This is a genomic window from Neopusillimonas maritima (assembly GCF_003576595.1).
In the GTDB taxonomy this organism is placed as follows: domain Bacteria; phylum Pseudomonadota; class Gammaproteobacteria; order Burkholderiales; family Burkholderiaceae_B; genus Neopusillimonas; species Neopusillimonas maritima.
Genome location: NZ_NQOU01000006.1, coordinates 111326 through 137062, shown reverse-complemented (window position 1 = coordinate 137062; position 25737 = coordinate 111326). Strand labels below are relative to the sequence as shown.

Annotated in this window: 21 protein-coding genes, 1 tRNA gene and 1 pseudogene; 10 read left to right on the top strand and 13 right to left on the bottom strand. The window is 52.3% G+C overall.

What is annotated here, in order from left to right:
• Nucleotides 1-62 precede the first annotated feature (62 nt).
• The gene (locus CJO09_RS13735) at nt 63-962 is read left to right on the top strand and encodes a recombination-associated protein RdgC (RefSeq protein ID WP_119442856.1); all 900 of its coding nucleotides are present in this window, start codon (nt 63-65) and stop codon (nt 960-962) included.
• Here CJO09_RS13735 and CJO09_RS13730 read toward each other — a convergent pair.
• Nucleotides 959-2254 carry an aspartate carbamoyltransferase gene (locus CJO09_RS13730; protein WP_119442855.1) on the bottom strand — a complete coding sequence of 432 codons (1296 nt, stop codon included), beginning with the start codon at nt 2252-2254 and terminating at the stop codon, nt 959-961. The two genes, CJO09_RS13735 and CJO09_RS13730, sit on opposite strands and share 4 nt — an antisense overlap.
• Before the next feature lie 175 nt (nt 2255-2429).
• A complete protein-coding gene (locus tag CJO09_RS13725) occupies nt 2430-3041 on the bottom strand; it encodes a SecDF P1 head subdomain-containing protein (protein WP_119442854.1) in 612 nt (203 codons plus the stop codon).
• 124 nt (nt 3042-3165) lie between these two features.
• Here CJO09_RS13725 and CJO09_RS15620 point away from each other — a divergent pair, with 124 nt between their 5' ends.
• Nucleotides 3166-3303, top strand: a complete 138-nt coding sequence (locus tag CJO09_RS15620; RefSeq protein ID WP_158536691.1) for a hypothetical protein — start codon at nt 3166-3168, stop codon at nt 3301-3303.
• A 52-nt stretch (nt 3304-3355) separates the two neighbouring features.
• A tRNA-Ile gene (locus CJO09_RS13720) sits at nt 3356-3434 on the top strand.
• 42 nt (nt 3435-3476) lie between these two features.
• Here the strand turns inward: CJO09_RS13720 and CJO09_RS13715 are convergent.
• Nucleotides 3477-3623: pseudogene (locus CJO09_RS13715) on the bottom strand (transposase); the annotation flags it as partial.
• Nucleotides 3624-3711: 88 nt separating this feature from the next.
• On the opposite strand from CJO09_RS13715, the gene CJO09_RS13710 reads away from it, so the two are divergent.
• Together CJO09_RS13710 and CJO09_RS15860 are read left to right on the top strand one after the other, a co-directional pair.
• Entirely contained in the window at nt 3712-4419 is a 708-nt protein-coding gene (locus tag CJO09_RS13710) for an ankyrin repeat domain-containing protein (protein ID WP_245961342.1), read from the top strand.
• Nucleotides 4420-4672: 253 nt separating this feature from the next.
• Nucleotides 4673-4798 carry a hypothetical protein gene (locus tag CJO09_RS15860; RefSeq protein ID WP_281270770.1) on the top strand — a complete coding sequence of 42 codons (126 nt, stop codon included), beginning with the start codon at nt 4673-4675 and terminating at the stop codon, nt 4796-4798.
• 120 nt (nt 4799-4918) lie between these two features.
• On the opposite strand, the gene CJO09_RS13705 is transcribed toward CJO09_RS15860, so the two are convergent.
• On the bottom strand, nt 4919-5155 hold the full coding sequence (locus CJO09_RS13705; RefSeq protein ID WP_119442853.1) for a putative hemolysin: 237 nt from the start codon (nt 5153-5155) through the stop codon (nt 4919-4921).
• A gap of 582 nt (nt 5156-5737) precedes the next feature.
• Here CJO09_RS13705 and CJO09_RS13700 point away from each other — a divergent pair.
• Complete coding sequence (locus CJO09_RS13700; protein ID WP_119442852.1) at nt 5738-7303, top strand: class I adenylate-forming enzyme family protein; 1566 nt, start codon at nt 5738-5740, stop codon at nt 7301-7303.
• Nucleotides 7304-7310: 7 nt separating this feature from the next.
• Here the strand turns inward: CJO09_RS13700 and CJO09_RS13695 are convergent, their stop codons facing one another.
• From CJO09_RS13695 to CJO09_RS13685, 3 genes are all read right to left on the bottom strand, one after another.
• Nucleotides 7311-13700, bottom strand: coding sequence for an autotransporter outer membrane beta-barrel domain-containing protein (locus CJO09_RS13695; protein ID WP_119442851.1), 6390 nt, complete (start codon nt 13698-13700; stop codon nt 7311-7313).
• Nucleotides 13701-13807: 107 nt separating this feature from the next.
• A complete protein-coding gene (locus tag CJO09_RS13690; RefSeq protein WP_119442850.1) occupies nt 13808-14503 on the bottom strand; it encodes a response regulator transcription factor in 696 nt (231 codons plus the stop codon).
• Nucleotides 14504-14538: 35 nt separating this feature from the next.
• Nucleotides 14539-16506 (bottom strand): sensor histidine kinase, encoded by a 1968-nt coding sequence (locus CJO09_RS13685; protein WP_119442849.1) that lies wholly within the window; start codon nt 16504-16506, stop codon nt 14539-14541.
• A 154-nt stretch (nt 16507-16660) separates the two neighbouring features.
• Between CJO09_RS13685 and CJO09_RS13680 the strand changes: the two genes are divergently transcribed.
• From CJO09_RS13680 to CJO09_RS13665, 4 genes are read left to right on the top strand one after another with little or no spacing between them, the layout of a single operon-like run.
• Nucleotides 16661-17830 (top strand): ABC transporter ATP-binding protein, encoded by a 1170-nt coding sequence (locus CJO09_RS13680; RefSeq protein ID WP_119442848.1) that lies wholly within the window; start codon nt 16661-16663, stop codon nt 17828-17830.
• A 2-nt stretch (nt 17831-17832) separates the two neighbouring features.
• Complete coding sequence (locus CJO09_RS13675) at nt 17833-18903, top strand: ABC transporter substrate-binding protein (protein WP_119442847.1); 1071 nt, start codon at nt 17833-17835, stop codon at nt 18901-18903.
• 3 nt (nt 18904-18906) lie between these two features.
• Entirely contained in the window at nt 18907-20151 is a 1245-nt protein-coding gene (locus tag CJO09_RS13670; protein WP_119442846.1) for an ABC transporter permease, read from the top strand.
• A 4-nt stretch (nt 20152-20155) separates the two neighbouring features.
• Nucleotides 20156-20986, top strand: coding sequence for an ABC transporter permease (locus CJO09_RS13665; RefSeq protein WP_114420846.1), 831 nt, complete (start codon nt 20156-20158; stop codon nt 20984-20986).
• Nucleotides 20987-21004: 18 nt separating this feature from the next.
• Here CJO09_RS13665 and CJO09_RS13660 read toward each other — a convergent pair whose 3' ends face one another.
• The 6 genes from CJO09_RS13660 to CJO09_RS13635 all read right to left on the bottom strand — a co-directional run bounded on the left by CJO09_RS13660 (nt 21005) and on the right by CJO09_RS13635 (nt 25582).
• Entirely contained in the window at nt 21005-21703 is a 699-nt protein-coding gene (locus tag CJO09_RS13660) for an RES family NAD+ phosphorylase (protein ID WP_119442845.1), read from the bottom strand.
• A complete protein-coding gene (locus CJO09_RS13655; RefSeq protein WP_119442844.1) occupies nt 21703-22089 on the bottom strand; it encodes an MbcA/ParS/Xre antitoxin family protein in 387 nt (128 codons plus the stop codon). The genes CJO09_RS13660 and CJO09_RS13655 overlap by 1 nt, the downstream gene beginning before the upstream one ends.
• Nucleotides 22090-22295: 206 nt before the next feature.
• Nucleotides 22296-22505, bottom strand: a complete 210-nt coding sequence (locus CJO09_RS13650) for a cold-shock protein (RefSeq protein WP_114420849.1) — start codon at nt 22503-22505, stop codon at nt 22296-22298.
• 97 nt (nt 22506-22602) lie between these two features.
• Complete coding sequence (locus CJO09_RS13645) at nt 22603-23307, bottom strand: potassium channel family protein (protein WP_218961066.1); 705 nt, start codon at nt 23305-23307, stop codon at nt 22603-22605.
• The gene (locus tag CJO09_RS13640) at nt 23300-24628 is read right to left on the bottom strand and encodes a TrkH family potassium uptake protein (RefSeq protein WP_114420851.1); all 1329 of its coding nucleotides are present in this window, start codon (nt 24626-24628) and stop codon (nt 23300-23302) included. The genes CJO09_RS13645 and CJO09_RS13640 overlap by 8 nt, the downstream gene beginning before the upstream one ends.
• 60 nt (nt 24629-24688) lie before the next feature.
• Nucleotides 24689-25582, bottom strand: coding sequence for a LysR family transcriptional regulator (locus CJO09_RS13635; RefSeq protein ID WP_119442897.1), 894 nt, complete (start codon nt 25580-25582; stop codon nt 24689-24691).
• Nucleotides 25583-25737 lie beyond the last annotated feature (155 nt).

Genomic DNA, 25737 nt, shown 5'->3' with positions numbered 1-25737 from the left:
AAATTTTCAATTTCTCTAATTATTTTGGTTCTAATTGAAGTTATTTGTTAAAAAGATAATGTATGTGGTTTAAAAATATAAAGATTTTCCGACTTTCAAGCCATTTTAGTCTGTCGGCTGAAGCCATCGAAAGCCTCCTGGAAAAGGCACGCTTTACCCCGGGCAGCAGCCTGGATATGGTCAGTATGGGTTGGGTGTCGCCCACCGATGAAGGCGGCTTGGTTCACGCTCTGGCCGGCCAATATCTTATTAGCCTGCGGGTCGATAAAAAACTACTGCCGTCATCGGTTGTCAACCAGGTCGCACGAGCACGCGCCGCCGACATTGAAGAGCAGCAAGGATACAAGCCCGGCCGCAAGCAAATGAAGGAAATCAAAGAACGGGTAACGGAAGAGCTATTGCCCAAAGCCTTCAGCGTGCATCGCGATACCCGTGTGTGGATCGATACCCGCAACCATTGGCTGGCTATCGATGCCGCCGCCGGCGCCAAGGCCGATGAAGTCATCGGCATGCTGGCCAAAGCGCTTGACCCCTTCCCGGCCACGCCCCTATACACCGAAATTTCACCCGCCTCGGCCATGACCCAATGGTTACTGGAAAACGACGGCCCAGGCGCTTTCACGATCGATCAAGACACGGAATTGCGTTCAACCAGCGAAAACCGGGCCACTGTGCGTTATGTGCGCCATAGTATTGAGACCGAAGAAGTGCGCAAACACGTCCAAAACGGCAAGCAATGTACCCGTTTGGCCATGACCTGGGCGGATCGTGTCTCGTTCGTGCTAACCGATGCACTAGACATCAAGCGGATATCTCCACTTGATGTCCTTAAAGAGAACCAGGAGGCGTTAAATACTGCAGATGCCGATGCATTCGACACCGATTTCGCCCTAATGACCGGGGAACTGGGCAAAATGCTCAACGACCTGGTCGACGCACTGGGCGGCGAGAAAAAAGTTTAATCAATACCGTGGAAAACGCTGTCGTCGGGCCCAATATGCGTAGGCGGACTCCAAGTCACGTCGCGTAGCGAGTGCTGTACCAGCGTTTCCACCCCCAGCAACACCGCGAAAATTGCCATCCGCACCGGAATTCCGTTGTCTGTCTGACGGAAAATCGCCAAGCGGGAATCGTCGTTCAAGTCCACACTTAAATCATTGGCACCCTCACGACTGTCACGCGGCAACGGGTGCATCACAATGACATCGGGCCCGCAGCACTGGTCCACCAGCGCTTTGTTCACCTGAAAATCGGCCGTATAGCCTTCCAGATCTTCACCCGAGAATCGCTCTTTCTGCACCCGGGTCGCATAAATGACGTCGACCCCTACCAAACCTTCCCGCAATGAGTGCGTTTGCTCAATCACATGATCGGTGCCTTGCGTTACCTTATCGATGATGTCTTGCGGCATTTCCAGCCCACGCGGCGCAATTAATGTGAATTTCAGCCCTTTGTACAAAGCCAGCAACTTAATAAGCGAATGCACTGTGCGGCCGTACTTCAGGTCACCCACTACGGCAATATGCGCACCGTCGAGCAGTTTCCCCAAGCGCGAAAATTCCGTCAGAATCGTGTAAAGATCCAATAATGCCTGGCTGGGATGTTCGCCCGGGCCATCCCCCCCGTTAACCACTGGAATATTGGTGGCCTGCGCAAATTCCGCCACCGAACCTTGATCGGGGTGGCGAATAACCATGGCATCAACGTAACCACTCATCACCCGGCTCGTATCGTAAATAGACTCGCCCTTTGCCATAGAGGAGAACGTAAAGCCTGTGGTATCGCACACCGACCCGCCCAAGCGACAGAACGCTGCACCAAAACTTACACGGGTTCGCGTACTTGCCTCGAAGAACAAATTACCCAAAACCGCACCTTCCAGTACGCGGGAAACTTTCTGGCGACGTGCAATGGGTTGCATTAAATCAGCGATACGAAACAACTCTTCAACCGACTCGCGCGTGAACTGATCCACTGACAGCAACTGGTGCTTGCCCTCTACGGCAATACGATCACGCAGAGGGCCGAACTGTGCGCTCTGCGCATATTTGCGCATCAAGGACTCATTTTCTACAATTTCCGTTACGAAGCGCCCCACCACTTCAGGCATTGAACGCGCCTCTTGCGACCCTTCCGGCAGCAGCCATGTATCTAGCGCTCGGCGCTTCACCCCAATACGCGCCGCAAAAACGTCGCGCGTTAAATTCAAACGACGCATGGCATCGCGCAGAAAAACCTGTTGAGAAACAGACATGGGAGCCCCTTTCAATATAAATATACGCAAAGCGTATATTTTATTTTCTTGAGCGACAGATATCGATGATTTTTTGTATCTTTGGAAAAAAACAACGCCGACCCGCTTTCGCGTGACCGGCGTCCATCCTATTTCCTGCAACGTAACAGCCTGATGGCTGCGAGTTCAGTAACGACTAATTCGTCGTGGCCGCAGGTGTTAACTGTGCTGGAGGGTTACTTTCTTCACCCCCTTGCGCGCCGGCAATCGCCCGTGCCGCAGCGGTTGCATTGGCTTCACTACCCACGCCGAACACCAACTGATCGGTAGAAACTTGTGTGCTGTAACCCGGTGCGGCCAGCATAGTGCGCCCCACGACCAACGCCAAACGCTTATTCGGGTTGGCGGCCGTAATGTTTTCAACCTTTTTACGACCAAGCTCGGATAGCCCTAACGCCAATAAACCATCACCTTGGCGGCTCGTTCCCGCGCGCACATCAACCAAATCTTCACGCGTGATAACAGGCTGCGGATTAATGTAGAGCGTGCCCGACTGAATTTGAACAGCCCGCCAGCCTGCTTGCTCTTGTGTGTCGGCCAGGAATACAGCCACTGGCGCACCTTGACGCGCAGCCTGCAGTGCTTCACTTTGTTCTTGTGATGCAGCCGAACCGGGTTCAGGCGCAGTGGTGGAGGGTGTTGTTGACGGCTGGGTTGACGTGGTGTCGCCCGGCATGGTTTGGCATGCAGCCAACGCCAGCAAACTCAAAGGCAATACAAGCCGACCCAATTTTTGTACGGTTTTCATGTTACCCCTTCCTTTATTGATGCTCGGCCCCCGATTTTAGCAGTTTGACCGGTATATAATTGGCGCTGCACTTAAAGTTAACCATTAAACAATTTATTACAGATTCATTCCGGAGGCCTTCAGTATGGCGAACGACACCCCGAAATTCTCTCCCGGCCTGGTCACTGCCGTTGTCACTCTTATATGGGTTGCGGTGTTTATCGGGTTCATTGTTGTTGGCATGGAAGGCGTTGCCCAGCAAGCAGCGATGCTTGGCAATTAAATAAAGCGTCTTTTTTAGCAGCCCGTGTTTATGCCATAATAACGGGCTTCGTGCCCCTCTAGCTCATGCTTGGTTAGAGCAGCGGACTCATAATCCGTTGGTGCCGTGTTCGACTCACGGGGGGGGCACCAAGATTTCCTGGCTCTACCCCATAAAAGGGGGATGGGCATTCATCAAACACGGTTAATCACACCGTTCCAACCGCACTGAGCCAAAACGCGCAGGCGGTAATTCTCAAAATTTCTGAACCCATACGCTCTGCGCGAGATCATTTCCATCTTCGTATGGAATCCTTCGGTGATGCCATTGGATTTGAAAAATAGCCCTGTACAGATTGCTCTGACTGGGCTATTTTTTTTGAACTGTAACTAACAAACGCTTAGTTTGATGTTTTTTTGTGAGGAAAATATGCGCCTAACTGTTGAAATGGCAAGCAACCTGGGCCGGTTTTGCAACAAACTAGCAACTTCAATCACCCTGGCTCTAGTATTTTTCTCACCTATTACCCTTGCCAATCCTATGGATCAGTATCCTCTACATACAGCTGCGAAGCAGAACAATGTTACTGAAGTCGAGCGGCTACTCTCTGCAAGCAGCCCAATCGAGGCGCGCGATCAAACTGGGGCGACTCCTCTAATAGCCGCAGCCAAAGCAAACGCGATTAATGCGGCTAGAGTACTCATTAATGCTGGGGCCAATGTAAATGCAAAGGACAACATTCAAGATAGCGCATACCTCTACGCAGGAGCCAGAGGGCACCTTGAGATTTTGAAGATGACATTGGCAAACGGAGCCGACCTCAAAAGCACCAATCGCTTTGGCGGGACAGCGCTGATCCCAGCCGCCGAACGCGGGCACGTCGAAACAGTACAAACACTTATCGATGCCGGCGTGGCTGTCGACCATGTCAACCGGCTTGGCTGGACAGCCTTGATTGAGGCCGTGATTTTGGGTGACGGAGGAAAACGACATCAAGAAATCGTAGCCATCTTGCTCAAGGCCGGCGCAAATCCAAACTTGGCTGACCGAGACGGCGTCACTCCGCTACAACACGCCCAAAAGCTCGGCTTCAAAGAAATTGAAGACATACTGCTGACATACAAAACCACCAAATAATACTCTCAGTGTTCACCTACCGACGAGGAGACAAAACCATGAAAATCGTTCGTTTAGTCGTCGTAACTATGCTGTTTAGCGTGATGACCTACCCTTTTCAAGCCGATTCGCTCCAATAGTTCGTCAATCTTGAAAAAGCACCCGACTTCAAATACCCCCTAAAGTACCGATCTTCGTGCTATCTTCTCGACACACTGATCCTACCGACATAGCGCTATAAGTCACCCTATCGACAACCACAAAGAGTCTGTATATGGATACGATCAAGATACTTGCTTTTGGATGTTTTTTTGGCGTCGTCGGTTTTGGCCTGGGTCGCCTGCGCCTTCATGCCGCCAACAAACGTATGGGCGCCAATCAGAAACGCGCTAACGAATAAGTATTCATCTACGCCCCCGGTTATCCACACAAACTGTGCATAACCCACTGGAAAACTTGGTAGCAACCGCAAAAGACAGTGATATGACGCCAGGTTACGTGTCATGGATCAATAATCACGCTACTCCTGCGGATGATCCCGCCGGTAGAGTTTCCACTCCTCGATTCGCGTGCCGTCGGAAAGCACACAATACGTCACATTACCGTTGGCATGCTCCTGAATATCCAGGGTGCCCCCACGCTCAATGCAATACACAGAGGCGGGGTTTGGCATGCCAATCGCAAGCGTTGGGTCAGGTCCCGACACCGTGCACCCGGCAATTAAAACGGTTAGCGTTGCAACGCCAATTCTGTACATGACCAATCCTTTTTAAATTAAGCACGATTGTACTTCGTGCCTTGCCTTTTACAGCATGCAAGCAACGGGTGCCGCTCATCGTGCAAACACCCAAAAGAATCGGGTGTGCAAAAAACAACTGCACACCCGATTCCAAAATCTCACGACACAGTACGACTTTACCTTCCCCTTGGAGCACTGCGCCCGACGGGTTTGCGATCTTGCATCGCACTCCCCTTTTTAGGCACCGAACCTTTGTCCTGGTTAGGCCACCCCGCCTCATTCAATGTCGGCGCAGGGCGTTGCGGTTTCTTCGGAGATTTACCTTTCTTGTCCATTTCGACCTCCATTGGTCAATGGATGGCCGGACGAAATTGCCGCGGCCATAGAACAGCATATGCTAGTTGCAGCATTAAAGCTCGTCATATTTTTCTATTGGCTTAATACTCGGTTATATGATGCCTGAATAAAAGGTCATGACATATTCTGATATGTCATTTTCGACTAACACTTATCGTTAATCGACATTATCCTGAAACGTGGACGGCGTCATACACTTTGGCCCTATGGTTTCCTGAGACACCTGCAAAACAAGGGACAAAAATGATCAGACCGTGGGAATATGCATTAACAATGGGTGAGGTGTTCAACGCCCACCTTACTCAGCGCCCAGACAAAACAGCGCTTACCACAACCGACGGGCACAGCGTCACATTCGCTCAACTTGAAGAGCGAACGAATTGTTTATTTAACGCGCTGAGCGCTCAAGGCATTCAACCAGCAGACAGAGTCGCCATTTTGTCTTACAACCGTCCCGAATATATGGAGGTCTTCGGCCTTTCCAAAACCGGGGTGATCGTTGTGCCGTTGAACTGGCGTTTGGCCGCGCCGGAACTGTTGCGTTTGTTGCAACATAGTGGTTCACGCGCACTGATTGTCGAAGAAAACTTTGTTCCAATCGTGGAAAGCCTACGCAATCAACTCGATAAAATCGACACATACATTGTGATTGGTAAGGCGCGTAATGGCTGGATTGCATATGAAGACCTTGTGACAAAGGCCGACAGAAAAACGCCTGAAGCCCAGGCAAAACCCGATGATGTGCTGTGTCTTGTTTATACCAGCGGCACCACCGGTGCGCCTAAAGGCGTAAAAATCACCCACCGCGGCGCACTTGAGAATTGCCGCAGCGAAGCGCAGGAAATGTTGTCTTTAACCGAAGATGACTACGCTTTAGCCGTCTTACCATTATTCCATGTAGGGGGAATGTGGTATCACCTGTTTCCCAGTTTTGCCACCGGCTGCACCAGTTTGTTAATGCCGCAGTTCGACCCGGAAAAACTCCTTCAGGCTATGCAAGATTGGAAAATAACCAACGTACATTTGGTACCTACGATGGTCGGTGCTTTATTAAATCACCCCCGTGTTGACCAGTTCGACCTGACTCATTTACGTATTATTCTGTACGCGGCCTCAAGCATGCCTGCTGAAGTCCTGCGCCGCGCCATGCGTACTTTTCACAAATGTAGTTTTGCACAAGCTTACGGGTCAACCGAGGCCGGCACCGTTACCGGCTTGTATCCCGAAGACCATATTTTGGCTCAAAGTCCGGACTACGAGCACATATTGTCTTCGTGCGGCAAACCCTTCAAAAACCGACAAATACGCATACTGAACGCCAATGATCAAGAGGTTGCAACAGGAGAAATTGGCGAACTAACTGTACGCAGCCCAGGAATTATGACGGGCTACTGGAACGATGATGCAGCCACGCGCACCACGTTTCAGAATGGCTGGGTCTATACCGGCGACCTGGCACGACGGGATGAACAGGGGTACTACTATATTGTTGACCGCAAGAACGATATGATCGTCACGGGCGGAGAGAACGTCTACCCAACCGAAGTTGAAGCCTATTTATACGCTGACTCACGTATTCTGGAAGCAGCCGTTTTCGGCATTGCAGACCCAAAATGGGTCGAAAAGGTTGTGGCAGCCGTGGTCTTGAAATCGGGTGAAGCCGCCACTGAAAATGAACTTATTCAACAGTTACGTAACCATCTGGCCGCTTATAAATGCCCCAAAGAAATCTATTTCGTTTCGGTTCTACCAAAAAGTGGTGCCGGAAAAGTAATGCGAAAATCGCTCAGAAACCAATATAGCCAATAACACCGCGTTAAAAACGATAGGTTAGCCGTGCATTCAGGTTCTGCGAACGATAGCCTCCGCCTGCCTGCAAACCGTATTCGGCGCTAAAGCTAAGATTATCTTCACGTGCAAACTCCACGCCCAGGCTTAAACGGCCCAAAACCGAGGGAGTATCTTGTTCAGACGTAAACGTTCCGCTTGATGTTAGGGCTTTATTAAAGCGATTTTGACTGGTGTGCTTGGCATCGGAATACATACTCACGCCGACGCCGGCATATGCCCGCATCAACGTTTCCGAGCCCACATCGAAAGACGCACCTGTTTCAAGGGTGGGGCTGACTACGATTTGTGTCTGCTTGGCCGAACCCACCTCTAACTGCAGCGGCCCTGAATCCGACTCGGTAAATGAGGGACTGCGGCTGTGCAATATATCCACGTCCACTAAAGGTCGCAAATAATAATTGTTGAAACTCATGTTGTATGCCGCACGTAAACGCGCGCCCAACAGAGTGGTGGTGGAGCGGCTGCTATAGGTGGCGTTTATGCCCCGAGACGCGCCGCCCGCCCCAAAATCAACTGTACGATCATTGTGGAATCGGCCATACGCCGCCATCACCGCACCGGAAAAGGTCCAGTTCCCCACGTCGCGAGACAAAGAAACCGTTGCATCGAACGCATTGCCCTTGCTGCTGAACCCGGTGGAGGTTAGCCGGTTGCGATTCACGCCAAAGGCCGACCCCAGGGTCACCACATCATTAAGTGCGCGTTGTGCGCCCATGCGCACTCCGCCACCCTCGGAGCTAAACCCCAGGTTTTCAGATTGTTCAGTCTGACGCGTGTGATTACCCGTAGCTTCAGCCCACACACAACCCTGCGCACCCTGGCGAACGCCCATACCGTCACGCGGGCATCGCAAGGCGTCATTGAAACCACCAAAAGACGAAGCGACCATCTGCTGGGTTTGCGCCTGGAACTGCTGGCCACCCAACTGCTCCAGCGTTTCCTGGTATTTTTCGCTTGTTTCAACATGATGCAAATGGGCAAACAACCCTGCTTTGGCCACATCGGCACTTTGCCAACCACGGGCAATATAATCAGCCAGGCTCGCAGCCGTGCCCCTTAAATTCAAATGTGCGCCATTGAAATTGGCAGTCGGTGTAGCCGAAAGCCCGCTGGCGCTAAACGTAGGTACCCAATCGTAAAGCAATGCATCGGCAAAGCTACCCGTAAAATTCAAGTTGGTGGCATCAATGAACGCGTAGGAACCGGGCAACAAACTGTCAGCATAAACCTCAATGACACCACCCAGGTTTGCTGTGCCATCGACAACCAGTTTGTCGTGCTTGTCACCACTGGAGGCCGCATCAACCGTAAACACCAGCCGCCCGCCTTCATATTGATGCATGGTGCCATAAAGAGTAGTGGTGGAAACAGACTGCTCGGTCCCCACCTGCAGGGTGCCGTAATTATGCAGACTGTTGTTCCCCACCCGGTAAATGCTGCCCATTTCCAGCGTGCCGCTTTGATTGTTGGTAAGGGTACCAGGCGTTGAACCCATATCAACGCTGCCTTGAATGAGGCCGAAATTGTTAATGTTGGTTATGCCGTAGTCGGTTTTGATTCCGTAACCCTTCGCGTCGGAATACGCCAGCATGACCCTGCCGTTCACATTAATCGTGTTTGCAAAGCCCGAGTCTTTCACCGCGCCGCCCATCACCATAACACCCACGCCGTCCAGGTGATGCCCCGTGATTGGGCTGTTCCCCGTATATCCGGCACTGACATCGCCGTCTACTTGCACAGTGATGCCTTTTTTATCATGGTTGGCATATTGACCGGAACTATGGGCCAGTATGCCAATGCCACCTGTTGCATCAGTGGACACCGAGGCATTATCTTCAACTGTAATGGTAATGGCGCCACCATAACCGTCGCTGACCGAACTGTTTTTACCGTCAAACACCAATTTATCGCCATCGCTGCGCAACCCACCCGATGAACCCAAACTTTGGGCGACAATACCGTGCGCGTTGGCAACCGACGTCATGCCTGTACCCACGTTAATATCGGAACCCGACCTGACCGTTACAGTGATATCGCCGCCGTGTTGACCACCTTTGCGAGAAGACGAGATCGCGGTGTTTTCAAATGTGACCTCGCCCGCCAGATCGGCCAACACACCACCGCCGGATCCAACCGACTGCGCCAGCACACCCCAGGCGCCATGACCGCTCGTGTTAATGGCAACGTCGCGCAAATCAACCAGAATGTCGCCGCCGGTACCGCCGTTGATCCCGTTAATGGTGGCACTTTCAATATGCTCGTTATGAGTCGTAATGTAACCGCCGCCACCCCCAATCGACTGGGCCATGAAGGCGGGGCTACGGTTACCAGTTGTTGTATATGTACCTGCACCTGGAAGCAGCGAAACGGAACCGCCATCACTCCAGGCACCACCTTGAGGTGAAATACTCAACTTGTAACTCTGTTGCCCGTTCACAAACCTCTTCGGGACATCCTTGAATGGCGTGTCGGACGTCGCTGTCTCAGCGTTCGTATGACAAGCACTGGTGGCTTGTAGCGTGCTTAATCCGCTATTCGTGCAACCCATGGTCGCCGTGCCCCCAGCGCCACCCACGGATTGGGCAAAAATGGCGGCGGCATCGTCACCCGCGGTGGTTATCCAAGCCCGTTGGGAAGCGGGCTTGGAAAGTGCTCCATAATAAATTTCGCCCCCCTTACCGGATGCTCCTGAACTACTCGGCGCTTTACCCAGCGTGATCGTTGGCACATCGGCGCCTGCCAATTTTTCACCAAGGCCGAAAATCGAGCCTTCATGCCCTACGCCACCGCCACCGCCTACCGACTGCATAAACACAGCATGCGAAGCATAGCCGGCCGTCGTAATAAAATTATCGCGCTGATTGCTGCCAAAATTGCCGGTATGCACGGAAACCGCACCACCATCACCGGCAGCACCGCCACCACCCCCTACATTGATACCCAGGGAAAAATCAGCACCGGTAAGCGGGCTTAACTCCGCATCGGCGTCCAGAATGGCATCACCGGTGGCTTCACCTGCTTCGCCGCCGCCACCGCCTACTGATTGGGCAAAAATACCGTAGGAACGATGGCCTTGCGTAACGATTTGCGCACCTTTTTCCAGCGTCACATCGACATCGCCGCCATTACCGCCGGCGCCACCCGTTCCCCCCACGGCCAACGAAACCGAATACGATTTCGGGAACTCATGCTCTTCTTTCTGCCAATTCACAACACGGCTGGCGATCCACAAAATGGTGCCTTTCGCATCCATGATTTTATTGACATCGTCAATAATGGTTTCAGCCAAATCGGGCAGAATACTTTTCGCCGGGTCGGCATTACCAGCCATGCCGCCACCACCGCCAATACTTTGCGCCACAATCCCATGAGAACTGCCGCCTATGGCAATAGGCGTGGTCAATGCCGTTTCGCCCGATTCAGTCTGATACTGCACCTGGTAACGTCCGCCCGTTGTGATTTTGCCGGAGTGCAAAACCGATACATTGCCGCCGTGATTGCCGGACCCGCCATCGCCGCCCACCGAAACTTTCGTAGTAAGTTTGCCGCCAATGCCCTGGCTACCTGCATTTCCTGCCACACCACCGCCACCACCAACGCTTTGCGCAACCAAAGCAGGCGCGCCCGAACCCAGGGTACTCAAAACGGAATCACCATGAGTAGTCGCCGTGATACTGCCACCCGTAGCTCCGCTGCCTCCTTTACCGCCGGCACTTAAACCCAATTGATAATTCTTCTCTTCCAACGGAATGGCCACCACGCTAGCCGCATTACCCACACCACCGGCACCGCCGCCACCGCCAATCGACTGCGCAAGAATCGCCAAAGCCCCATGACCGCGTGTGGCTTGGGTACCCGATAAACCCAGGACAATGGCGCCGCCTTTTCCACCCGCGCCACCATCACCGCCTAAGCCCAACGTAGTATTCATGGTGAATTCATTGTTGGCCAGAATAGCCGCTGCACCTGCTGTGGCATCACCCCCCACGCCACCGCCACCCCCTACGCTTTGCAATACAAAGCCGTGGGAAAACGCACCGCGAGTGGTCATGTTGTTGGCAAGGTCAAAATTAATTTTGCCGCCATTGCCGCCCATGCCGCCGGTACCGCCAACCGCAATGCCCACGTTAATATTGGGCACTTCCGGAATCGACAACGTAGAAAAGGCATCGGCCGTAGAGGCGCCCCCAACACCACCGCCGCCGCCAATACTTTGCAGCAGCATGCCAATGGCATCGTGCCCCGTTGTAATAACGTCGCCGAAAGACGAAGCGGCCGGCGCGCCACTAACGCCTTTAATATCGCCGCCGTTACCGGCATGGCCGCCATCACCGCCCACGCCCAGCGCTACGTTCAACCCTACACCGCCGTCATAACTGTGGGCCGCACCACCCTTGCCGCCGCCCGAACCAATCGTATGCGCCACCACGCCATGGGCGTGCTGCCCGGAGGTTGTGATGGTGCTGGTCTGATCCGACCCTGAATCACTCAACCCGCCAAATTCAAGCGTTCCGCCATCACCGCCAATACCTCCACGCCCCCCGATTGAAGTCGAAGTTGGCACACCAACTGAATACGAGCTGGAATGCCCGCCATTACCGCCGCCGCCGCCCACCGACTGCAGCACAACGCCTTGCGCGTAATTGCCTTCGGTCGTGATGCTGGCACGGTTCTTTTGTGAAAAACTCACCGTACCGGCTTCACCACCATGACCGCCATGGCCGCCCACAGCCACAAACAAGCCTGCGGCATTGCCACCGTCACCACCACCACCGGCAATAGACTGCATCAGCAAGCCCGTTGCACCCGCGCCCTTGGCGGTAATTTTGCCGCCGTCACCCTTATAAGTCACTTTACCGGCCGTACCACCGGCTCCGCCGGAGTCACCAATAAACGACAACACGCCACCACTGGCACTCGCCCCATTGCCGGCGATCGACTGCGCCAGTACACCAATGGCGCCACTACCCAATGCCGTGATACTGCCTTTGTTTTCTATGGTGACATTACCCACACTGCCGGGCGATGACATGGAGCTAGGGGCCGTACCCAAAAACGGTTGGCTGCTCCAGCCCACCGCGCTGTTCGCCAAGACGCCAATTGTGGTGTCAGTAGCCGTTGCCGTGTCGGTGGTATTTCCGACCGAAATGGAACTAGAGGAGTCAAGCGATACCAGCACATCGCGGTAGCTGTTGCCCGAGCCGCCAATACTGCCGTTGGCTTTGGGGTTCTCGGCGGTACTGGTTGCCACCACGCCAATGGTATTTGTACTGGAAAGATTGATATCGGCATACTCCAGCCGCACGGAAACATTGCTGCCGCCACCGGAAGCGCTGGGTCGAGTTAACGTTTCATACTGTGAAGCGGCGCCCACACTTGCCGCCACAATGCCCATTGAATAGGGCTTGCTGCCCTCGATAATGCTGGAGAACGTAACATCCACTTCCCCGCCTTTACCGTTGTGGCCCGTACGATCGTCAACAGTAGAGCCTTTTCCACCGCGCGATAGTGCCAGTAAACCCACCACTGGGGAATTTGCCTTTGCATTCACATCCAGTGTAAGAACTGCGTTCTGATCGGTCCATACCGACACATTACCTCCAAACCCGCCATCGAACGGCAATGCGTCACGAACGGTGCCTTGCCCGCCCTGTGAAACGGCCGATAGCAAGGCCGCACCTGCCTCCCATGGCAAACTACTCGACCCTTGCGCCAACGTTCCCGATGCAGTAATCGCATTAGCACGAGCACTGTCATAGTTATACAGGTCAACCGACACATTCCCGCCGTTTGCACCAAAAGGATCTGCCGCCACGAACCCCGACTCATCGCTGTTGCCGTCGGCACCTTGCGAACGAAAGTGGTAAACACTCGTGGGCCCACCGTCATTGGCGTTGTACTTTCCACCATCAAGCGCGACATAAACACTTGTTTTAATTGTGCCGTTAATAGTAGGACCAACAGCACCTGTATTATGGTGCAAGTCGCTCGAGCCCACGCCTACTACCGAAACCAGGCTTTGGTTCGCGTTGGAAATCAAGTGGGCGGGTTGAGGACGGTTAGGAACAACACCATACACAGTCGCAGTCATGGAAAGCGGCGTCTGATTTGCGCTGTTCAAAAAACTCAACTTCTGTTGCTTGAAGTTGGAGAGTCCGTCGAGGTTCAGACCGGCATCAAAGCCCGTTGACACATCGATATTGGTATTTAAATTAACCGCACTGCCATTTATTTGCCATTGACGCGTTGGGTCAGACTCATCCGTTTCCACCCTGGCCGTACCCGCCTGCACGCCGGCCGCGTACGCAAACAAAGACATCAATACAACATTGGGCAACAACAACGGCTTTTTCATTCACATTCCAACAAAGATTTGCTGAAAATGTGCCACAGCATGCCACTCTTACGTCAGTCTCAATTGTCTCAATTGTCTCAATGTGTGGTAATAACGACAGCGCGCAATTAATCAACCAGGAACACAATACCCTTGCCGAACACCACCCGAATCGGCAAAGGAAACTGCGCCTTGCGCGCCTTATTTCGCAAACGGCTCAACACCACGTCAATGCGGTGCGTGTCGGGTTCTTCATGAAAACCGAAAAGGTGTTCATGCAAATACGCTTTATCGCAAACCTCATTGGGATAGCGCATCAACGTCTCCAACAAACGCGTTTCCTGTTCTGTTAACCGTAAATTTTGCCCCTGTGGCGCCACCAGGCACGCATCGCGCAAGGCCCACGCTAATGCGTCGCTATTGCCGGCGGCGCCATGATCGCTATCTTGCGTTAAGCGTTGCCACAACCGCGCCAGAACAACCGCCAAATCGGCAAAATTAACTGGTTTCACCAAATAGGCATCCGCACCGAGCGCTAGTCCGCGTGCCCGATCGGCTTGAGCGCCACGCGCACTCATCACAACCAAACCGTACGCCCCCAGTCCGCGTAAATACTCCAGCACACTAAAGCCGTCTTCTCCCGGCAAGCCAATATCCACGAGCACGATATCAACAGGGGCGGCATGCAAGCGCTTCCAAAATGCCTCTGCACTGGGCACGGCCCACACGGAAAACCCTTTCGACTCCAGAAAGAAAATCAGTTCCTCCTGAAGCCCCACGTTATCCTCAATAATGGCAATCCGTGCCTGACGCCCTGCCTTCACCCACTCACTCCCCTTTAGGTTCTTATCCGGCCTGCCTATGCACCGGGTATGAACAACTTAAAACAACTGCCTTCAACGGAACTGTGTGCCAACACTAAATCACCGCCGTGTGCACGCGCGATCTGGCGCGCAACATATAAGCCCAGGCCGGTGCCACCGGGGTCTTCCCCACCGCCCCCTGCTTCTTGCGATGCATGGCGCCGATAACGTTCGAAAATAATGTCTGCATCAGCGGCGGCCACGCCCTTACCCCGGTCACGAACCGAAATGCAAACAACACGCTCTTCAACGCCGCTCGTACGTGTCGTCACATCGATATCCACCGGCCCCTGCTCACTATATTTCACCGCATTGTCGAGCAAATTCGACAATGCGATACGCAACATCGCCTGGTCGGCAAGCACCGGAACATCACAACGCAAATTATGTTGGCCTACCTCGCCGTTCACCGACAAACGCCAACGATGACGCTCAGACCGATCCACCACTTCGGTGGCGGAACGCACCATATCCAGCACATTCACCCTATCGCGCTGCAACGTTAGCCCTTCTGCATTCAAACGCGAATCCGCCAGACAATTGTCGGTAAGTTGAACCAGCCTATTCGTGGCCAGGCGCATATTGCGGTATCGACGCCGACGCTGTACGTCGGAAATAGACTTCAATTGCAAATTTTCCAATGCACTTGAAATAACCGCCAACGGATTGCGAAACTCGTGCGCGACCATGCCAATAAACTGGCGCTGATGAAAGCTGGCTTCGCGCTCGATATCAAGCTCACGCGCCAATTGAACGCGACTTTGCGCTTCCCGCGATTCTTGTCGTACAAGCAAAGCCACCCAGGCAAGTATCGTGAACATATTGACCATAATCACGTACTGCCAAATACCATACACGGTTTCATCGTAGGGAATCCAACCGAATAAAGACGCCAATGCCAACAAGCCCGAAATGACATACAGCATCGGCATTAAGCCCACCACCAACGTCATTACGCCGCTTTGTGCATCGCGCCAAATCGTCCAGGCACTGACAGCCAACACGACGGCAGTCACAATAAATACAACGCCCTGAATATTGATGGCCAAAGCATAAAAATCAAACGGAATACTGACTTGCAGAAAAAGATTCAAACCAATAATGAACCACATCAGCCGATTCAAACGCGGGTGGTGCTTGCGCAAATCCAGCGCCTCGGTGGCCAGCCAAAGCAGGCTTGTATACGTTAGCAGGGTGAGAATACCGGTTAAATAGTGCTGAACCAGTGCAAAGTGCGGACGCAGCATCCAATCGACAAAACCCTGTATGCAAGCCACAAGCCAATAAGATAAAGAGAACGCCAGCAGCGCCCACACCAATCGCCGGCGCAAATAAACGGCTGCAATCAGCGCCAAAATACTTGAGAACGCCGCCAAACCGAAATAAAAGCCCCAGAATGCGGTACTTCGGGTTGAGGCTTGAACAAAAGCGGTGGGCGACCACAACGACGCCTGCAACAATACAGCGCTGGTACTTTGCACTCGCACCAGCACTTCATACCCCGCTTGATCGCTCAACGCCGGTAAAACATAGACAGGAAAACGATAGTCAATTTCCCCGCGGGCTTGCGGCCACCGATCCCCCGTCTGGCGAACCACCCAAGGGTGCGGATTTTCGGCTACTTGTGGCCCAGCGCTGGGCCGATAAAACAAGGTGACGTCATCCAAAAAATTGGGCCGTAACTGTAACCACCGCGCCTCGTTATCTACCGGAGCGAAAAAACGGACCCACAATGCAGAACGTGTGTATCCCAAGGATAAAACGCGATTACTGGTTTTGATTTTCTCGTTTGGCAATGCCAGGAACTCATCCACTGTGAGCGATCCGTCGACATCCTCATACCACTGAAATGTAATGCCTTGCCCCAAGGCGGTCTGCGCAACGGCGACCTGCCCCCATGCCCAGGCAAAGGCGAAACATGCCAAGATCAATAGGGTGTTGAGGACTTTGCCAATAAAACGCATGGCGCACTATACCGCGTACCCGTCACTCGTACACGAAATACAGGGGAAACCCTTGTGCCCAACCTAGGGCGGTAGTGCTATCCTGCACAGCAACAAATCAACCTGAAGACCGTGCACCAAAGCGCGGCATCTCCGCGCATAATTCAACGTTCCAATGCAACAACCACAAGCGGCAACCGACCCTTTTCTAACTTTTCGCAACGTTAAGAAAACCTACGATCAAAAAACGCTGGTCGTAAAAGATTTCAATCTGGAAGTAAAAGAAGGCGAGTTCGTCACCCTTCTTGGCCCATCAGGCTCTGGTAAAACCACGGTATTAATGATGCTGGCGGGCTTCGAGAATGTCACCAACGGCAGTATCAGTATTAACGGCATACCAATTACCGCCACCCCACCCTACAAGCGGAATATTGGTATGGTGTTTCAGAATTACGCCCTGTTTCCCCACATGACGGTCGCCGAGAATCTGGCTTATCCGCTAAAAGTGCGCAAACTGCCCCGCGCCCAAATCAAGCAGAAAGTGACTGAGTATCTTAAGCTCATTGAAATGGAAGATTTCGGTAACCGCCATCCTGGTCAGTTATCCGGCGGCCAGCGCCAGCGGGTTGCGCTTGCCCGCGCATTAATATTCGAACCCGCCTTGGTCCTGATGGACGAACCCCTCGGCGCGCTTGATAAGAAGCTGCGTGAACAAATGCAGTTCGAAATTACCCGCCTTCATCAAAAGTTGGGGTTCACGGTAATTTACGTCACCCACGATCAAGTTGAAGCGCTTACCATGTCTAACCGGATTGCGGTCTTCAACCGCGGTAAGGTGCAACAATTTGCCGAACCCAGTGCGCTCTATGAACGCCCCGCCAATGCTTTTGTGGCCAGTTTTATTGGTGAAAACAATCTCATCCCGGCCGCCATTCAAAGCATTCAACCTAACGGTATCGTGCAAGCAAAACTGGCAAACGGTACCGTTATTTCTGCAGTGAACGGCAACTGCTCTGACAAAGATTCGACCTGCATTATTTCTGTTCGTCCGGAAAAGCTGCGAACAGCGCAACTCGAAGACCAGGAAACGCCCAACCTCACAACGGAAAATCGGCTCGCCGTCACCTTCGTCACGCGTCACTACGTCGGCGACTTCATGCGTGACTTTTTCTCTTTACCCGAAGGTGCCGTCGGCTCCCTGGGTACCGACACCACGATCACCACAAAAACGCTGAACGGCCTTAATGCTCCGTCTTTTCGCGAGGGGCAAACCACAGAACTGTGCTGGCAACAAGCTGATTGTTTTGCATTCCAACCTGACTCATCCTCTCTTCAAGGAGATTAAACATGAACAGAACGCTGAAAACACTGTTGGGCACAACGGTATTGGCCGGCCTTGTTATCGCCGGCCAGGCGCGCGCGCAAGAGCGACCCCTTACCGTCGTCTCATTCGGCGGCGCCTATGGGGCAACGCAAAAGAAACATCAGGTTGACCCTTACGCCGCCGAAACCGGCAAGAAAGTCGTCATGGAAAGCTACGCCGGCGGCGTGGCGGAAATGACAGCGCAAGTGCAATCGGGCAACATTCAATGGGATGTAGTCGACATTGAGTCGATCGATCTGGAGCGTGCCTGCGCAGAAGGCCTGCTGGAGGTCATCCCGCGCGACATCCTCTTGCCGGGTGACGACGGTACACCGGCCAAAGAAGATTTCTTCCCGGTTACGCTGGAAAATGAATGCGGCATCGGCGTCATGTTGTGGGGCAACATCTTCGCCTACAACAACGAAACCGTCGGCAACGTGAAGCCCACCACCCTGGAAGATTTTTTCAACGTAGAAAAAATTCCCGGCAAACGCGCTCTGCGTAAGCGCCCGCAAGTGAACATGGAATGGGCGTTGTTGGCCGACGGTGTCGCTCCGGAAAAGGTCTACGACTTATTGGCCACACCTGAAGGCCAGGCCCGCGCCTTTGCCAAACTGGATACGATTAAAGACCATGTGGTTTGGTACGATAGTTGGTCGCAGGCTCCACAATTGCTGAACGACGGCGGCGCCGTGATGGTGCAATCGGCTAACGGCCGTATCTACAACGCTATTGCCGATGAGAATCGGCCTTTCACCATTGTGTGGGACAACACCTTGTTTGATATGGATGTCTGGTCGATTTTAAAGGGGTCGCCCAACAAAGAGCAGGCGCTTGAGTTCATTGCGTTCACCACACGCACTAAACCACTGGTGGGTTTCCAGGACGTGGCATACGGCCCTGCGCGTAAATCCTCTCAGGCACTGGTCGACCCGGATGTATTACCGCATTTGCCCAGCAGTCATCTGGATAAAGGCATGAAGGCGAATAACGTATTCTGGGCCGACTACGGCGAATCACTAACCGAAAAATTCAACGAGTGGTTGCTGAAATAAGTCATGCATCAAAACCCAGGCGGCCTTTCGGCCGCCGAAATACATACCGAAAGAAAGGAACAGCAACGACGACGGCGCAATAGTTTGCTGCTGGTGGTACCTATTTTGCTGTTTCTTTTTTTCGCCTTTGTCGCGCCGATTTCCAGCATGCTTCACCGAAGCATCTACAACCCCACATTGGTTGAGCTGATACCCGACACTATTAATGCACTATCCAGTTGGGACCGCACGGGGACGCCAAAACCTGAAACGCTACGCACGTTCAGTATTGAATTACAGCAATTGGCAAAACAACGTGAATCGGGACGCCTGGCTTCCGCCGTTAACCGGTCGTATCCCGGCGCCACCAGCTTAATTAACGCCACGGCACGCAAATTACGCAACGTCGACCCCAACCAACTGGCGCAAACCGGGCACCTGGCCTTACTTGATACCGACCCACGCTGGAGTGAGACCAAGCTATGGCAAGCCATTGACCGGCTTGGGGCCAAGTACCGGATAGACAACTACCTGACCGCGCTTGATCTTGAGCGCGACGCGCAAGGCAATATTCAAAAGCGTCAATCGTCCAACATTTACATTGACCTCTACAGTAAAACGCTCAGTATGTCGCTGATTATTACGCTGCTGTGCATTGCGCTGGGCTACCCGGTGGCCTACTGTTTGGCCCACGCCCCTGCCCGGATTGCCGGTGTTTTACTGGTAATGGTGTTATTGCCGTTCTGGACATCCTTTCTGGTGCGCACAACCGCATGGATCGCCCTGCTGCAAACCAATGGTGTCATCAACTCTGTACTGCAAAGCGTGGGCATTATTCACCAACCACTCGAGCTCCTCTACACTCCCTTGGCCACTATTTTGGCCATGACACATATTTTGCTGCCGTTCATGATTCTGCCGCTGTACAGCGTCATGAAAGGTATCGACCCCAGCCATGTAAAGGCCGCGCTGTCTTTAGGCAGCCCCCCGTTTTCCGCTTTCGTGCGCGTATATCTACCCCAAACCGTGCCGGGGCTCAGTGCCGGCTCATTGCTGGTTTTCATTACTGCCGTGGGCTACTACATTATTCCGGCATTGGTAGGCGGCACCGAAGGGCAAATGATTTCCAACATCATTGCGTACCACATGCAGCAATCAAATAATTGGGGGCTGGCTTCGGCACTGGGTTCGCTGCTATTAGCGGTTATCGTGATTCTGTACTGGCTTTACGACCGCCTGGTGGGCGCCAGTAACCTGAAACTGAGCTAGCCAAATGACAGAAGCCACCTATTATTCCTGGCAGCATCGTTTAAGCGTCTGGCTTTTACGCCTGGGCGCCGGGTTGGTTTTGTTTTTCCTGTTGCTGCCCATTGCGATTGTCATTCCACTGTCATTCAACGCAGAACCCTTTTTTACTTTCACCGAGGGTATGCTGCGGCTTGACCCTGCCGCCTATTCGCTGGAGTGGTATCGCACCATTGCCGACAGCGCGAAATGGAAACTGGCCATACGCAACAGCTTCTTAATTGGCCTATGCGCCACCTTTATCGCCACCACCTTGGGCACCCTGGCTGCGGTAGGTTTGGCCAGTTCCACCATGCCGTGGCGCCGCGCTATTACGGCACTGTTGCTTTCGCCCATGATCGTGCCGCTCATTATTGTGGCCGCGGGCATGTTTTTTTTCTACACCCGCTTTAACCTGGTGGCCAGCTTCTGGGGTATTGTTATTGCCCACGCCGCCCTGGGCGTACCTTTCGTTATTATTACCGTTACCGCCACCCTTAGCCAGTTCGATCAATCGCTTTACCGGGCCGGCTTAAGCATGGGTGCGTCGCCATTCAAGGTATTTTGCACCGTTATCGTCCCCCTGATTCGCCCGGGCGTTATTTCCGGCGCCCTGTTCGCCTTTGGCATTTCATTCGACGAAGTCATTGTGGTGCTGTTCCTTGCCGGGCCCGACCAAATCACCATTCCACGCCAAATGTTTTCCGGCTTGCGCGAACAAATTAACCCCACTATTCTGGCTGTAGCCACCCTTCTGATTGTATTTTCCGTTACGCTACTGGCCACTCTTGAAGTGTTGCGGCGACGCATGCCGAAATGATGATTTGAACGCGAAAGCCTAAATCGAAAACCACACCGTATCCGGATCGCGGTACACATTCACGCGCCCATTCAACCGATGATAAGTTAAATAACAATAATCGCGCGGATCGCTTAACACCTTGGGTGTAAAAACCGCCACATTCGTTCCAACATGCCGTGCCGATGATGTCCACACCCCTGGGTGGCGCTGGCGATGCAGTTTGTTACCCAAAAACTGGCAATCGCCATAGTCATTTGCTGTTAATTGAGGCCATGCCTTCGCCATAGGCAGCAAATTCACAAGCGCAGCTTCACAATGCACCCAATAAACCCGGCGCTCTATCTTGACGTTGTCAATGTTTTGAAAGCCCGCATCAGCCAACAACCCATTCTGCCAGTGATAAACGGTTTCATATACGGTCGTTTCCAGCAATTCACTACCGTACCAAACACCAAATTTACCTGCACTAAAACGACTTTGGCCGATATGATCAAAGGGAAACTGAATGGCGGAAAAATGGGCGGCGTCTTCGAACGGACGATCAATAACAGGCTGCTCCGACTCATAAAAAGGTGGCTTGAACGCAAGCTCCAGGTTAATCGCCGAACGCCAATCCTCCGGATGATCACTTAAATCGTCAAACAGATCCTGCCCTTGGCGCAACGAGACAATATTTCTAAATAAATCCTGCTCAACATTTTTGAGTGTCAGACCTTCCAAGTCGGCGAAAGCCATTAACGGCCCCGCTGAACGTCGAGATAAGAACGTACCTGATGCAAGCCCATAATGCCGTATTTTTCGGCAACGGTAACAGGTGATAAACCACCAAAAGCCCGGTTGGCCTGCGTCATCCAGGTATAAGCCAACTGACGGTTATGCGGGAATAATAAACGCAACGACTTATGAATACCCAGCAGAATACCTGCCCGTTCGAGCTTGTCGCGATCGTTCGCCAATGGCTTGCCTGAGCGGTAATCAGACAGCAAACCGCGATTGGTGGGCGAATAACCCAACAAACCCAGCATTTGCGTACTGTTTAAACCCCAGTGGTCAAATAGCTTCATGAGCATGACGCTAATTTTGCTGCGGTCGACCCCGTGCGTACTGTGATCTGTTTGCATACAAAACCTTTATTATTTAACCCGTATAATTGTTATTATAACAACCTAATATGTTATTTAGGCAACAGCTAAGCCGCCTTTACTTGAAACACACATAAGGTAAATAAAAGGTCATACACATAACCCTATTCCCAAAACAAAACGCCTCCTGTTTCAGGAGGCGTTTTTTATCGCGAGCGACCCGTTTTTACAAACGGGTGGGGCGATTAAAGGATTTGAATATTTGAAGCCTGAGGGCCTTTCTGGCCTTCAACTGCTACAAACGACACACGCTGGTTCTCTTCGAGAGATTTGTGGCCTGTGCCCTGAATTTCGCTGTAATGTGCGAAAAGGTCTTTACCACCGGATTCCGGCATGATGAAGCCGAAACCTTTTTCGTTGTTAAACCATTTCACAATACCAATTTCTGTTTTCAATTTAATAGTCCTAAGATAAAAGGGAAAAAATTATCCCCATACGCACTTTGGACCTATTTCGCACATAACGCCAGCACTGTTACAAAATAACACGCTGTTATTTGTCTTTCTTGCGTTCAGTATCGTTTGCGAATTGCTGGATCTTACGGGTTGGCCCCGACACAATGAGCAAGTCATCAGGCAATATTCGCGTTTCAGGAACCGCATGCTGGAAATCCGTTTGGGCCCGTTTAACGCCAACAACCGTTACACCGAATTTCTCGCGCACCCGCGAATCGAACAACACTTGATTATGCGTTGATTCCGGCGCCCGGATTTTGGCAATGGCAAAACCATCGTCAAATTCAATAAAATCCATCATCCGGGCCGTGATCAAATGCGCAACCCGTTCACCCATGTCAGCTTCGGGCGATACAACGTGATGCGCGCCGATTCTACGGGCAATCTTGCCATGCTCAGGCGTCAAAGCCTTGATCCAGATATCTTTGATGCCCAACTCGGTCAACGCCATCAAGGTCATCAGGCTGGCGGATAAATCTGAACCAATGCCAATAATGGCGTGCGAAAAATCGGCAACGCCAAGCTGGCGCATGGTGTTCACATTCGTTGAGTCGGCTTGCACCGCGTGTGTCAGCATATCGGCCCACACCTGAACCAACTCGGGGTCACGGTCAATTCCCATTACATCATGCCCCAAACGGGTCAAGGCATCGGCAACCGAACTGCCGAATCGACCCAAGCCTATAACAACAGCGCTGTCGCCTTTGGAAAACGAAAACTGTTCGGTAAATAAACTAGCCAACAATGGGATGCTCCTCAGCGTAACGATAGGGCATGCGGCGCTTGCTTAAGACAATGGAAGTTGCCAGTGTAATCGTACCGACACGCCCAAAATACATTAAAGCGGCCAAAATAACTTGGGCTTCAGAAGGCAGATCGGCCGTAATACCGGTAGACAACCCCACCGTGCCAAAGGCGGATACCACCTCGAAAATAACCTGGTCGGTAGGCAGGTCGGTCATGCGCAGAATCATCACTGTTGCAGTCACAACCAGGGCACTGCCTAAAACCAGAACGGTCACCGCCTGCCGCTGTGCCTGCGGCCCCACCCGGCGACCAAACGCTTCACTATCGTTCAACCCGCGAATTTCGGCAATCACAATCAGTACCAAAATAACGACCGTGCCAACTTTAACGCCACCAGCCGTACCGGCACTGCCTCCGCCAATAAACATTAATAAATAATGCAGCGCCCAGCTTTCATGATTAAGCAAACCAATATCCAGCGCATTAAACCCTGCTGTGCGAGCCGAAACCGACATAAACGCCGCTGACCATAGTTTATCGACAAAGGACAACGCTCCCAGGGTTTGTTCGTTATGCCACTCAAAAGCCAATAACCCCAAAAAACCAACCAGCAATAAAACACCTGTACCCAACAAAGTCAGCTTTGTGTGCAAAGACCAATGCCTGGGATCGCGGATTTTCATCCGTAAATCATGTAAAACCGGAAAACCAATGCCGCCCACCATGATTGCAACCATAATGGGCAACAATATCAATGGATCAACGGCGAATCTCATCAAACTATCGGGGTAAATTGAAAAGCCCGCGTTGTTGAATGCGGAAATTGCATGAAACACACCATTCCAAGCCGCATCTGCGAAGGACATGGGGTATGCGGAGTAAAAACGCGTAGTGAGGAAAACTGCCGTAATCACTTCCACCACAACGGTCACGACAAAAACAAGTTTAGCCACACTGCCAATGTCACCCAGGCCCAGCGAATGCGTTTCCACTTGCGTCACCAGCTTGGTACGCAGGCGCAACGAACGATTCACCATTAAACCCAGCAAGGTGGCTGCCGTCATCATGCCGAAGCCGCCAATCTGGCATAAAAACAGAATGATCATTTGGCCAAACATCGACCAATACGTACCGGTATCCACAATGACCAAACCGGTAACACACACAGCCGAAACGGCGGTAAAAAAAGAAACCAACAAGGACCCCGATTCCGCAGCTGCGTGCGACACAGGCAACATCAGCAACAGCGTTCCGGCGAGAATCGCGACCAGAAAACCAAACGCAACGGCCCTGGCCGGATGAAGTAGAAATCTCATGGAAATTGAGTAACAACGAATGTGCGGGCATTTTACGCCCGAATCATTCGCTGAAAGTACTCACGCCGTTAACGTGTATTTTTCCGCCAACGTCATAAATGCTTTCAAATAACCAATGCTCAAATCGGAGTCGCGAACCCCCAGATGAATCTGTTTATGAATTCCTTGCTTCCCCAAACGTACCGACACAACATCAAACTGCGCGGCATTTTCGTCTACCAGCCAACGTGGCAAGGCGGCAACGCCACGCCCACATGCCACCATTTGCAACATGATATCCGTAGTTTCAATTTCCTTATGCCGTCGGGGGGCCAACCCCGCTGGAAGTAGAAATTGCGAATAAATATCAAGGCGCTCGATGGAAACCGGATACGTAACCAGCGTCTCGCTTGCCAAATGACTCGGTTCCACATAATCCAAACCGCTTAACAGGTGATTCCTTCCTACGACAAGAACCTGTTCATAGTCAAAGACGGGCGCAAAATGGAGCCCGCTCTTATAAAACGGGTCCGGTGTCACCAACATATCAATTTCATGGCTGAATAACGCGCCAATACCGCCAAACTGAAATTTTTGCCTTACATCAATATCCACATCGGGCCATTCTTGCATATATGGCGAGACCACCTTTAATAGCCACTGATAACAAGGGTGGCATTCCATTCCAATGCGCAACTGGCCTCGTTCTCCCAGGGAAAATTCCCGTAGCCGGTCTTCTGCGTCGAGGAACTGCGGTACCAGTCGATTCGCCATCGCCAACAAATATTCGCCCGACTGCGTCAGCCGCAGACTGCGCCCTTCGCGGTGCCAAACCGCCACGCCCAATTGGTTTTCCAGTTTACGTATGGCATGACTTAAGGCCGACTGAGTGAGATGCAGGTGATCAGCCGCTGCTGTTAAAGAGCCATGCTTATTCACCGCTCGAATGATTGCGAGATGGATACGTTCAATAATCGCCATGCATGAACAAAATTCATTGATTTATGTAGAAATACCATTTTACTTCATTGATCAAAAAACCAACAATAAACCCCTCATCACCGGGTAAGACTGAAACCAACACATCATTCGAACAATTGACTATTCACACGCATGACTACATTGCATAA

What these genes read in the sequence shown, in the direction of transcription:
- CJO09_RS13735 (WP_119442856.1), top strand. Translation starts at nt 63, where the DNA reads ATGTGGTTTAAAAATATAAAGATTTTCCGACTTTCAAGCCATTTTAGT.
- CJO09_RS13730 (WP_119442855.1), bottom strand. Translation starts at nt 2,254, where the DNA reads ATGTCTGTTTCTCAACAGGTTTTTCTGCGCGATGCCATGCGTCGTTTG.
- CJO09_RS13725 (WP_119442854.1), bottom strand. Translation starts at nt 3,041, where the DNA reads ATGAAAACCGTACAAAAATTGGGTCGGCTTGTATTGCCTTTGAGTTTG.
- CJO09_RS15620 (WP_158536691.1), top strand. Translation starts at nt 3,166, where the DNA reads ATGGCGAACGACACCCCGAAATTCTCTCCCGGCCTGGTCACTGCCGTT.
- CJO09_RS13710 (WP_245961342.1), top strand. Translation starts at nt 3,712, where the DNA reads ATGCGCCTAACTGTTGAAATGGCAAGCAACCTGGGCCGGTTTTGCAAC.
- CJO09_RS15860 (WP_281270770.1), top strand. Translation starts at nt 4,673, where the DNA reads ATGGATACGATCAAGATACTTGCTTTTGGATGTTTTTTTGGCGTCGTC.
- CJO09_RS13705 (WP_119442853.1), bottom strand. Translation starts at nt 5,155, where the DNA reads ATGTACAGAATTGGCGTTGCAACGCTAACCGTTTTAATTGCCGGGTGC.
- CJO09_RS13700 (WP_119442852.1), top strand. Translation starts at nt 5,738, where the DNA reads ATGATCAGACCGTGGGAATATGCATTAACAATGGGTGAGGTGTTCAAC.
- CJO09_RS13695 (WP_119442851.1), bottom strand. Translation starts at nt 13,700, where the DNA reads ATGAAAAAGCCGTTGTTGTTGCCCAATGTTGTATTGATGTCTTTGTTT.
- CJO09_RS13685 (WP_119442849.1), bottom strand. Translation starts at nt 16,506, where the DNA reads ATGCGTTTTATTGGCAAAGTCCTCAACACCCTATTGATCTTGGCATGT.
- CJO09_RS13680 (WP_119442848.1), top strand. Translation starts at nt 16,661, where the DNA reads ATGCAACAACCACAAGCGGCAACCGACCCTTTTCTAACTTTTCGCAAC.
- CJO09_RS13675 (WP_119442847.1), top strand. Translation starts at nt 17,833, where the DNA reads ATGAACAGAACGCTGAAAACACTGTTGGGCACAACGGTATTGGCCGGC.
- CJO09_RS13670 (WP_119442846.1), top strand. Translation starts at nt 18,907, where the DNA reads ATGCATCAAAACCCAGGCGGCCTTTCGGCCGCCGAAATACATACCGAA.
- CJO09_RS13665 (WP_114420846.1), top strand. Translation starts at nt 20,156, where the DNA reads ATGACAGAAGCCACCTATTATTCCTGGCAGCATCGTTTAAGCGTCTGG.
- CJO09_RS13660 (WP_119442845.1), bottom strand. Translation starts at nt 21,703, where the DNA reads ATGGCTTTCGCCGACTTGGAAGGTCTGACACTCAAAAATGTTGAGCAG.
- CJO09_RS13655 (WP_119442844.1), bottom strand. Translation starts at nt 22,089, where the DNA reads ATGCAAACAGATCACAGTACGCACGGGGTCGACCGCAGCAAAATTAGC.
- CJO09_RS13640 (WP_114420851.1), bottom strand. Translation starts at nt 24,628, where the DNA reads ATGAGATTTCTACTTCATCCGGCCAGGGCCGTTGCGTTTGGTTTTCTG.